Below are 9,979 nucleotides of genomic sequence, written 5' to 3' on the forward strand. Positions count from 1 at the left end.
GATGCCCCCTGCAGGGCTCGAACCTGCGACCCATAGATTAAGAGTCTACTGCTCTACCAACTGAGCTAAGGAGGCAAAAAAAAGCTGTATTGGTGCCGAAACTTCACGGTTTGTATTGAACCCGCGCAATTAAGCAGGTGGGCAACTTGCTCTAACTGAAGCTGCTTCCGCGTGATACGGCCTGCATGCTGTTAGAAGTCCTTTGTTTCCCTAATAATACAAAAAATAGTCGGTCAACACTTAAGTGTGAAGTCGTACACCACAGCGTTTCTATATGTATATGATACCATATTTCAAAAAAATTTCAAGGGAAAATCTCAATTTTTTGGAACCGATATCACCTTTTCTTGAGTTGATCAATCTTCTCTTTTGTCGTCCCTAGGGCTCGCTCGTATTTGCCATTTTCATTGGGAGTGAAATAAGATGCCCCCTTAAGCTTGTCTGGTAGGTAGTCCTGTTGGACCCAATTGCCAGGATAATTGTGGGGATACTTGTAGTCTTGGGCATTTCCCAAGGTCTTGCTTCCGGCATAGTGACCATCCCGTAAATGGCGGGGGATAGGAAGATTGACCGACTTCCGGAGGTCAGACAAGGCCTTGTCCATGGCGACGTAGGCTGAGTTGGACTTAGGCGAAAGTGCCAGATCAATGACGATGTTGGCGATGAGGATGCGGGCTTCGGGGAAGCCGATGCGCTCCGCTGCCTGAAGGGCTGTCACCGTATGGATCTGCGCATCTGGATTGGCCAGGCCGATATCTTCGTAGGCAATGACCGTCAAGCGACGGGCTAAGCTGGGTAGATCGCCCGCTTCGATCAAACGTGCGGCGTAGTGGAGACTAGCATCGACATCAGATCCGCGGATGGATTTTTGAAGAGCAGAGAGGACATCGTAGTGGCCGTCTCCGTCCTTGTCCATGGTGATATAGCTCCGTTGGAGGCTGTTTTCCATGATGTCGAGACTGATGTGGCGAATGCCATCCTCCCCTTCCTTAGTAGAGAGGACAGCTAAATCGAGAGAATTATAGGCAGAACGCAGGTCTCCATTGGTCGAAGTGGCTATGAAATCCAAGGCTTCCTCATCGAGGGTAACAGGGAAGTCAAAGCCCCGCTCAGGGTCGCTCAGTGCCAACTGGATCGCCTCTTTGACCTGTTCATTGGTCAAGGGTTCCAACTCAAAAATCTGTACCCGACTGCGAATGGCAGGCGTCACGGAGAAGAAAGGATTCTCAGTCGTTGCGCCGATCATGATGACCAGACCGCTTTCGAGCAAAGGCAGGAGAAAATCTTGCTTGGTTTTATCGAGGCGATGGATCTCATCCAAAAGCAGGACTAAGCCACCTGAAAACTTGGCTTCCTCTGCGATCTCTTGCAGGCGTTTTTTGCTGTCGACGGTTGCATTGAAGGTCCGAAAGGCATACTTGGTCGTGCCCGCGATGGCTGAAGCAATACTGGTCTTGCCAATCCCCGGAGGGCCATAGAGAATCATGGACGAGAGACGATTGGCCTCCACCATGCGGCGGATGATTTTCCCCTCCCCGATGAGGTGCTCTTGGCCGATAACCTGGTCGATGGTTTTGGGGCGCATGCGCAGGGCGAGATTGTCCGGCATGAGGGTCTCCTTTCTAGCTTTGTCTCCTTTAAAAGAGGCAGTTTTTATGGTAAGATTGTAGTAACTATTGTATCATATTCCGCTCTAAGAGTGGGAAATTAGAAAGAGGACACGATGTCTAAATATGGATTTTTGGATGTTTTAGAAGAGGAAATGGACAAGGTCTTTCCCTTTGACTTTGAGATCAATTGGGATAAGAAAAATCATGCGGTAGAAGTGGCTTTTCTCTTGGAAGTGCAAAACACAGGAGGAGTTGCCTTGGTCGATGAGTCGGGGGAAGAGTCTGACGAGGATATCTTCTTTGAAGAAGCCGTCATCTTCTACAATCCAGCCAAGTCGCATGTGGAAGAAGATGCCTATTTAACGGCGATTCCGTATGAGCCAAAAAAAGGCTTGTCTCGGGAATTTCTAGCTTATTTTGCGACCTTCCTAAAGGATACGGCCGAGCTAGCCTTGGATGACCTCATGGATTTCTTAGCAGACGAAGAAGCAGAGAGCTTTGAGATCGTCTGGAACCAAGAAGTTTTTGAAGAAGGAAAGGTTGGTCTAGAAGAAAGCACCTTTTACCCTTATCCGAGATATTAGAAACAAGTGGGAGAGTTAATGAAAAAAATTGGGACCTACCTGGTTTACGGCCTGTCCTTTCTTCTCTTGATGGGTGCTTTTGCCTTGGGGACGATCGCCTTTACGGATTTAGGCTTTCAACTGGTTTTTGTACCGGGCTATCTCTTCACTTTCGGTAGCATGTATCTCATTTTCATTCTTCATGAACTGGGGCATGCTTTTTGTGGCTATCTGACGGGTTATCGCCTCGTCGCTTTGGGCTTGGGAAGTTTCCTTCTGACTAAAAAGGAAGGAAAGTTTCGTCTTAGCCAGACGGCAGTTCTGAAAAATGTTGGCGCCCAGTATATTGGACTAAAAGAGGATGAAAGTGACCAACGAATGATCTTGATGCTTTCAGGTGGGATATTGGTTCATTTGACCTTACTCATCCTATCCCTCCTCTTTGGAGTTCTGACACAGAGTTGGTATTTTGCAGGAACTTGGATTTGTCTAAATCTCTCCTTTATTTTGGCCAATGTTCTCCCTCTTGGGATTACAGATGGAGCCAAAATTTTAGAATTGATGCGCCATCCTGAAAATGTAACCTATGCTTATCTAGGACTGCGCCATTCTGCTCAGACCCTGCTAGCCCCAGAAGACTATGACCTAAAAGACTTTGTTGGACCTGTTCCCGAGGAGGCCCAAGGAGGCTTTGTGGAGGGTGCCTTAGCCCTTCAGGGAGAAGTTTTGATCCTAGAAGGCGATCGAGAGGCGGCTAAAGAGCACTTTCAGGCTTTACTGGAGAGGGCAGATAACCCGATGATTCAAACGGCCGCCCAGTTGTCCCTACTGCATATCGCCTTATTGGAAGGTGATCATGAGAAAGCAGAGGAATACGCGTCCATTCGACGAGTCAAGTCTTTTTTGTCGATGAAATTGACCAATATACAGGCGGTCCAAGCCTGGTATCAATTTACCGTCAAGAAGGATTTGACCCAGACACACAAGGCGATCAAGCTTGCCAGACAGAAGATGGATGTGAGTCGCATGCTGCGGGATGAGAAAGCCTATTACCAGCAGTGGTTAGATGAGTTGGAACAAGCCATACAGGAAGAAGAGACTCAGGTGAGCTGAGAAATAGGAAAGGGAGCTGTCCGATGCTTCAGAAATTTAAGCGGTTATTTAGTAAAAAATCCCAAAAATCTCAAGAACGTGAGTCGATCCTTTCCCGCAATCGCTTTGCGGATTTAGATTTCGAGCGAGTATTGAAGTCAGGAACTCGTTGTTGTGTTGATGAAGATGGGCACTATGTTGAGGATGGTAAAATCACATTATTTGAATTTTCTATAGACTTTGCAGAATTTGAGTTCATAGGTGATTTCAAAATTGAGGAGGAAGATCAGTTTAAGCAACTATTAGCTCGTTTGAATAGTTTTGACAATGCCATTCAGTCCCATTTGGAAAGCGAGTTGCAACAACCTATCCCTCAGTTTGCCAAGAATCTCGGCTATACTCAGAAGAGGTGGGAGAAAACCTTTTACTTCCATCCTTGGATATTAAGTTTTGATGAAAATCCTCCTAATCTTCGCTATGTTGCAGATTATGTCAATGATGAGTTTACGGTTTATTTTGCTAAAAAACATGGCAGATGGCAGGCGTACTGGGATGCAGAGTGCCAAAAGGTGATTGAAGAAAGCTAGCTAGGGGTTTTCTATAGAGTAGTAGTTATGATAAGAAAAGGTCATCATCATGGAATTATTGGATAGCAGAATAGATTTTACGGGTTGTAAGATTGCCTTGATTTGTGATGGGCAAATTTTGACCATCTTGCGCGATGACAAACCAACCATTCCTTGGCCTAATCTGTGGGAGTTGCCAGGTGGTGGTCGGGAAGGGGACGAGAGTCCTTTCGAGTGCGTGGCGCGTGAAGTCTATGAGGAACTAGGCATTCATTTGACCGAAGATTGCCTGCTCTGTAGTAAGGTCTATCCCAGCATGCTCTATGAAGGTTGGCAGTCTGTCTTTATGGTTGGTCAGTTAAGTCAGGATCAGTTTGACAGTATCACCTTTGGAGATGAAGGGCAGGGCTATAAATTGATGAACATTGAGGAATTTCTCAATTCTAAACAAGCTGTGCCTCAGCTCCAGGGGAGATTGAGGGATTATGTGGAGGAAAGTTTATGATAACACTTGAGAAAGCCGGAGCAGAGGATTTAGAAACCATTATTGCCATTCAAAGAGCCAGTTTTAAGGCAGTCTATGACAAATACCAAGATGAATATGATCCCTATCTAGAAGATCGCGAGCGAATCAAATGGAAATTAGTTGAGCGGCCCAATAGCTATTACTACTTTGTGAAAGAAAACGAAGATAAAATCGGATTTCTACGAATTCATACCAATGAAGAGTTAACGGAAGCTTGGTTGGGGACCGCAGCGATTCTGCCCCAGTATCAAGGAAAAGGTTATGGCTCTGAGGGATTGCGCTTGCTAGAAGAGGAATTTCCAACCATCACACAGTGGGATTTGTGTACGGTATTACAGGATGCAGGCATGGTCGCCTTTTACGAGAAAAACGGCTATCGTCAAACCCATATCGAGCCTGAAAAAGAAGGCATGGATATGGTCTACATGAAAAAATTGATAGAGAAATAGAAAGGATGGTTCGGTTAAATTTCTAAACTGAACCCGCCCTAAACACTGTGCCAAAAAGATAAACTTCTCTTAGACACAAGCGTCTTCAGAGAATTTCCTATTTTGGCTTTATGTTTTACGGGCTTGGTATCTTAATTATGGAAACATGGCAAGAGCTAAAAGTTACAGTGAAGCGTGAGGGTGAGGAACTAGTCTCCAACCTCTTGATCGAGTTAGGTGCCCAAGGGGTCGCGATCGAAGATAGCATGGACTATGTGGGCAATGTCGACCGCTTCGGTGAGATTTTTCCTGATGTCGAGCAACAAGAAGAAATCGTGGTGACGGCCTACTACCCTGATACGGTTGATGTAGCAGCTGTTGAAACGGATTTGCAGACGCGCCTTGCAGAATTGACAGATTTTATGGATCTGGGCGAAGTTAAGATGGGCACGACTGCCTTGGCTGAGGAAGACTGGGCTGATAATTGGAAGAAATACTATGAACCAGCTCGCATCACCCATGACTTGACCATCGTGCCGTCATGGACAGACTATGAAGCGACGGCGGGAGAAAAGATTATCAAGCTGGATCCAGGTATGGCCTTTGGGACAGGAACACACCCGACGACCAAGATGAGTCTCTTTGCCTTGGAGCAGGTTCTTCGCGGTGGCGAAACAGTGCTAGATGTGGGGACAGGTTCCGGTGTCCTTTCCATTGCTAGCTCACTTCTGGGTGCCAAGGAAATCTTTGCCTATGACCTAGATGATGTAGCGGTTCGCGTCGCTCAGGAAAATATTGAGCTCAACCCTGGCATGGAAAACATCCATGTAGCCCCAGGTGATTTGCTCAAGGGCGTGGAGATTGAAGCAGATGTTATCGTGGCCAACATCTTGGCGGATATCCTCATCCATCTGACAGATGATGCTTATCGCTTGGTCAAGGACGAAGGTTATCTCATCATGAGTGGCATTATCAAGGACAAGTGGGACATGGTACGTGAGTCAGCTGAGTCAGCTGGATTTTTCCTTGAAACCCACATGATCCAAGGGGAATGGAATGCCTGCGTCTTCAAGAAGACCAAGGATGTCTCCGGTGTGATTGGAGGCTAGCATGCAGCAATATTTTGTAAAAGGTCTTGCCACATCACCTGTCACTATCGAGGACAAGGAGACCAGCAAGCACATGTTTCAGGTCATGCGCCTGAAGGAGGATGACGAAGTTACTCTAGTCTTTGATGATGGGATCAAACGTTTGGCAAGCGTGGTCAATGTAGAGGCGCGTCAGTTGGAGATAATCGAGGAATTGACTGACAAAGTAGAACTGCCGATTCAAGTGACTATTGCATCAGGATTTCCCAAGGGAGACAAGCTGGAGTTCATCACTCAAAAAGTAACCGAACTCGGTGCCAGCCAGATTTGGGCCTTCCCTGCCGATTGGTCGGTCGCCAAATGGGATGGCAAAAAATTGGGCAAAAAGGTCGAGAAACTAGAAAAAATCGCCCTTGGAGCAGCAGAGCAAAGCAAGCGGAATCATGTCCCGAGCATTACCCTTTTTGAGAAAAAGGCAGATTTTCTAGCCCAACTCGACCAGTTTGATCGCATCGTGGTGGCCTATGAAGAGTCTGCCAAAGAAGGCGAAAGCGCTGCTCTTGTACAAGCTGTAAGTGGTCTTGAAAAAGGGAGCAAGGTTCTCTTTATCTTTGGTCCAGAAGGAGGTCTCTCACCTGCTGAAATTGAAAGTTTTACAGCTAAAGGAGCAGTCCTTGCAGGCCTTGGCCCTCGGATTCTCCGTGCAGAAACCGCCCCACTCTATGCCCTTAGTGCAGTGAGTGTTGTCACGGAATTAATGAAAAACGCGTGAAGGTAGACCTTCACGCGTTTCTTTTATATCTTATTTTGTTCAGAATTTATTCGTTTTATTATTTTTTATATATTACAAATTAATGAATTTTTTATAAAAAATGGAGTATTTGTATAAAAAGGGAACCTACGTTCGGGATTTCTGGCTGATAGTGCTGGAAAGCTCTTCAAATAGCATGAAAGTCAATCGGACTAGTTTTCATATAGAGCTAAAAGTGATAGAATAGAAGGCAAGAAAGTGGAGAAAACTAGATGCCGAAAGAAGAACCTTTAACAGGGGGCCAGGTTATTGCCCTTACCAAAAAATACTTGTCGGGAGAGGATGTTGCATTTGTAGAAAAAGCTCTCCTTTATGCAGTCGACTGCCATAGTGGGCAATTCCGTAAATCAGGTGAACCCTATATCATCCACCCTATTCAAGTTGCCGGCATTTTGGCAAAATTGAAGTTGGATGCTGTGACGGTTGCCTGTGGTTTTTTGCACGACGTTGTCGAGGATACAGACGCGACCCTGGATGATTTAGAACGCGAATTTGGACACGATGTCCGAGTGATTGTTGATGGAGTGACCAAGCTCGGGAAGGTCAAATACAAGTCCCATGAAGAGCAGCTAGCAGAGAACCACCGCAAGATGCTCATGGCCATGTCTCAGGACATCCGTGTCATCTTGGTCAAGCTAGCAGACCGCTTGCACAACATGCGGACTTTGAAGCATTTACGCAAGGACAAGCAAGAACGGATTTCCCAGGAAACCATGGAAATCTATGCACCACTAGCCCACCGTCTCGGGATTTCCAGCGTCAAGTGGGAATTGGAAGATCTATCCTTCCGTTATCTGAACGAAGTCGAGTTCTACAAAATTTCCCATATGATGAAGGAGAAGCGTCGCGAGCGGGAAGCCTTGGTAGAAGAAGTTGTCCAAAAGATCGAGTCCTATGCGGCAGAACGCCACCTCTATGGGAAAATCTATGGTCGTCCTAAGCATATCTACTCCATCTACCGCAAGATGCAGGATAAGAAGAAGCGCTTTGATGAAATCTATGATTTGATTGCCATTCGCTGTATCCTGGAATCACCGAGCGATGTCTATGCTATGCTGGGCTATATCCACGAACTCTGGAAGCCCATGCCAGGCCGTTTCAAGGACTACATCGCCAACCGCAAGGCCAATGGTTACCAGTCTATTCATACCACTGTCTACGGACCCAAAGGTCCTATTGAGTTCCAGATCCGTACTAAGGAAATGCACGAGGTTGCTGAGTACGGGGTTGCGGCACACTGGGCTTATAAGAAAGGGATTAAGGGCCAAGTCAACAGCAAAGAATCGGCTATTGGGATGAACTGGATCAAGGAGATGATGGAACTCCAAGACCAGGCGGATGATGCCAAGGAATTTGTTGATACTGTCAAAGAAAACTATCTGGCAGAAGAGATTTATGTCTTTACCCCAGATGGAGCGGTTCGTTCTCTTCCAAAGGATTCTGGACCGATTGACTTTGCCTATGAGATTCATACCAAGATCGGGGAAAAAGCGACTGGTGCCAAAGTTAATGGCCGTATGGTTCCTTTGACTACCAAGCTGAAAACGGGTGACCAGGTTGAAATCATCACCAATCCAAATTCATTTGGACCAAGTCGTGACTGGCTCAATATCGTCAAGACCAGCAAGGCCCGCAATAAGATCCGCCAATTCTTTAAGAACCAAGACAAGGAACTCTCGATCAACCGTGGACGAGAGTTGCTCATGGCCCAATTTCATGAGCATGATATGATTGCCAACAAGTTCATGGATAAGAAACACATGGACAAGGTCTTGCAAAAGACCAGCTACAAGACCGAAGAGGCCTTGTTTGCGGCCATCGGTTTTGGAGAAATCGGAGCCATCTCTGTCTTTAATCGTTTGACGGAGGAAGAGCGTCGAGAAGAGGAAAAGGCCAAGGCGCGTGCAGAAGCTGAGGAGCTGGTCAAAGGCGGCGAAGTCAAGGTTGAAAACAAAAAAGACACCCTCAAGGTCCGCCATGAAGGTGGCGTGGTCATCCAAGGGGCTTCTGGTCTCTTGATCCGGATTGCTAAGTGTTGCAATCCCGTCCCAGGAGATACAATTGTCGGTTACATTACCAAAGGACGTGGGGTTGCCATTCACCGTCAAGACTGTATGAATCTGCGGGCCCAAGACAACTACGAGCAACGCTTGATCGACGTCGAGTGGGAAGACAATAACACGACCAAGGATTACATCGCCCATATCGATATCTACGGCCTCAACCGTGCAGGCCTTCTCAATGATGTCCTTCAAGTCCTCTCTAATACGGCTAAGATGATCTCAACTGTCAATGCCCAACCAACCAAAGATATGAAATTTGCCAATATCCACATTTCCTTCGGGATTCCAAACCTGTCTATGTTGACAACGGTTGTGGATAAGATTAAGAGTGTGCCGGAGGTGTACTCTGTTAAGCGTACCAACGGCTAGTCGGCTGCTCAGTTATCTTTTATTGCTTCGTTAGCTCGCCTCGCCGTACTTCAGTACTGTCTTCGTCTCGCTGCCTTGCCCTAAAAGCACCTGAACAGCCTTTGGTTTTCGGATAGTCTGCCTGCGTCTCACTGCCTTGTCTGATGTCGATTTTCTTTGAAGGTAGCAGTGAATGCTCAATAGATTGTTAAAATAGGATAATAAGATGAAATTAGTAATTCAACGGGTCAAAAGGGCCTCGGTTTCTATTGATGGTCAAGTCTATAGTCAGATTCAGGATGGGCTTCTGCTCTTAGTGGGAGTGGGACCTGAGGATAACCAAAAGGATTTGGAGTACGCGGTGCGGAAGGTCACGCAAATGCGGATTTTCTCGGATGAAGAAGGGAAGATGAACTTATCTGTCAAGGATATTCAAGGGGAAATCCTATCTGTTTCGCAGTTTACCCTCTTTGCCCAGACAAAAAAAGGCAATCGTCCAGCCTTTATTGGGGCGGCTAAACCAGAGATGGCCAGCCAGCTCTACGATGACTTCAATGATTTGTTAGAAAAGGAAGTCCCTGTCAAACGAGGGATCTTCGCTGCAGATATGGCAATCGAACTCATTAATGATGGCCCAGTGACTATCATCCTCGATACGAAAAATCCATAGAAAAACAAGCCCTTGATTAAAGGGCTTGTTTGAATGTAGACAAATTACTTTTTACTTAGGATAGCTGGATAATTTTTCAAAAAAATCCTTATATTACTTTGAGTTGTCGAAGTAAATCCGAAACTTTCCGCCGTGAGAAAAATGCTTGAAACATTGTTGTTTCAAGCACTCGGGAGTTTTGAAACCTTAGGTTCAAAACTAAGTCATGGAACTT

General features: G+C 46.2%; 10 protein-coding genes, 1 tRNA gene and 1 other RNA gene. 9 read left to right on the forward strand and 3 right to left on the reverse strand.

Annotated features, from left to right (window positions below; genetic code table 11):
- Positions 1-2 precede the first annotated feature (2 nt).
- From ACLOR3_RS10460 to ACLOR3_RS10465, 3 genes are all read right to left on the reverse strand, one after another.
- A tRNA-Lys gene (locus ACLOR3_RS10460) sits at positions 3-75 on the reverse strand.
- Between the two features lie 2 nt (positions 76-77).
- Positions 78-271, reverse strand: a non-coding RNA gene (gene ssrS / locus ACLOR3_RS10730) — 6S RNA.
- A gap of 66 nt (positions 272-337) precedes the next feature.
- Positions 338-1,609, reverse strand: a complete 1,272-nt coding sequence (locus ACLOR3_RS10465) for a replication-associated recombination protein A (protein ID WP_411400750.1) — start codon at positions 1,607-1,609, stop codon at positions 338-340.
- 114 nt (positions 1,610-1,723) lie between these two features.
- On the opposite strand from ACLOR3_RS10465, the gene ACLOR3_RS10470 reads away from it, so the two are divergent.
- The 9 genes from ACLOR3_RS10470 (at position 1,724) to dtd (ending at position 9,765) form a co-directional block, all read left to right on the forward strand.
- Positions 1,724-2,194, forward strand: a complete 471-nt coding sequence (locus tag ACLOR3_RS10470) for a DUF3013 family protein (protein ID WP_048717561.1) — start codon at positions 1,724-1,726, stop codon at positions 2,192-2,194.
- Between the two features lie 18 nt (positions 2,195-2,212).
- Complete coding sequence (locus ACLOR3_RS10475; protein ID WP_411400752.1) at positions 2,213-3,286, forward strand: site-2 protease family protein; 1,074 nt, start codon at positions 2,213-2,215, stop codon at positions 3,284-3,286.
- A gap of 23 nt (positions 3,287-3,309) precedes the next feature.
- Positions 3,310-3,852, forward strand: coding sequence for a hypothetical protein (locus tag ACLOR3_RS10480; protein ID WP_195324316.1), 543 nt, complete (start codon positions 3,310-3,312; stop codon positions 3,850-3,852).
- A 49-nt stretch (positions 3,853-3,901) separates the two neighbouring features.
- Positions 3,902-4,336, forward strand: a complete 435-nt coding sequence (locus tag ACLOR3_RS10485) for an NUDIX hydrolase (protein ID WP_411400754.1) — start codon at positions 3,902-3,904, stop codon at positions 4,334-4,336.
- A complete protein-coding gene (locus ACLOR3_RS10490; protein ID WP_411400756.1) occupies positions 4,333-4,806 on the forward strand; it encodes a GNAT family N-acetyltransferase in 474 nt (157 codons plus the stop codon). Before ACLOR3_RS10485 ends, ACLOR3_RS10490 begins: the two co-directional genes overlap by 4 nt.
- Before the next feature lie 137 nt (positions 4,807-4,943).
- Positions 4,944-5,894, forward strand: a complete 951-nt coding sequence (gene prmA, locus ACLOR3_RS10495) for a 50S ribosomal protein L11 methyltransferase (RefSeq protein ID WP_411400758.1) — start codon at positions 4,944-4,946, stop codon at positions 5,892-5,894.
- A gap of 1 nt (position 5,895) precedes the next feature.
- Entirely contained in the window at positions 5,896-6,645 is a 750-nt protein-coding gene (locus ACLOR3_RS10500) for a 16S rRNA (uracil(1498)-N(3))-methyltransferase (protein WP_411400760.1), read from the forward strand.
- 251 nt (positions 6,646-6,896) lie between these two features.
- Positions 6,897-9,116, forward strand: a complete 2,220-nt coding sequence (locus ACLOR3_RS10505; RefSeq protein ID WP_006595074.1) for a RelA/SpoT family protein — start codon at positions 6,897-6,899, stop codon at positions 9,114-9,116.
- Between the two features lie 205 nt (positions 9,117-9,321).
- Entirely contained in the window at positions 9,322-9,765 is a 444-nt protein-coding gene (gene dtd / locus ACLOR3_RS10510; protein ID WP_411400763.1) for a D-aminoacyl-tRNA deacylase, read from the forward strand.
- Positions 9,766-9,979: the final 214 nt, after the last annotated feature.

Source organism: Streptococcus intestinihominis (genome assembly GCF_046824975.1).
In the GTDB taxonomy this organism is placed as follows: Bacteria; Bacillota; Bacilli; order Lactobacillales; family Streptococcaceae; genus Streptococcus.

Bases quoted from the DNA above. Each gene is read 5' to 3' on its own strand.
- ACLOR3_RS10465 (WP_411400750.1), bottom strand. From the start codon at position 1,609: ATGCCGGACAATCTCGCCCTGCGCATGCGCCCCAAAACCATCGACCAG.
- ACLOR3_RS10470 (WP_048717561.1), top strand. From the start codon at position 1,724: ATGTCTAAATATGGATTTTTGGATGTTTTAGAAGAGGAAATGGACAAG.
- ACLOR3_RS10475 (WP_411400752.1), top strand. From the start codon at position 2,213: ATGAAAAAAATTGGGACCTACCTGGTTTACGGCCTGTCCTTTCTTCTC.
- ACLOR3_RS10480 (WP_195324316.1), top strand. From the start codon at position 3,310: ATGCTTCAGAAATTTAAGCGGTTATTTAGTAAAAAATCCCAAAAATCT.
- ACLOR3_RS10485 (WP_411400754.1), top strand. From the start codon at position 3,902: ATGGAATTATTGGATAGCAGAATAGATTTTACGGGTTGTAAGATTGCC.
- ACLOR3_RS10490 (WP_411400756.1), top strand. From the start codon at position 4,333: ATGATAACACTTGAGAAAGCCGGAGCAGAGGATTTAGAAACCATTATT.
- prmA (WP_411400758.1), top strand. From the start codon at position 4,944: ATGGAAACATGGCAAGAGCTAAAAGTTACAGTGAAGCGTGAGGGTGAG.
- ACLOR3_RS10500 (WP_411400760.1), top strand. From the start codon at position 5,896: ATGCAGCAATATTTTGTAAAAGGTCTTGCCACATCACCTGTCACTATC.
- ACLOR3_RS10505 (WP_006595074.1), top strand. From the start codon at position 6,897: ATGCCGAAAGAAGAACCTTTAACAGGGGGCCAGGTTATTGCCCTTACC.
- dtd (WP_411400763.1), top strand. From the start codon at position 9,322: ATGAAATTAGTAATTCAACGGGTCAAAAGGGCCTCGGTTTCTATTGAT.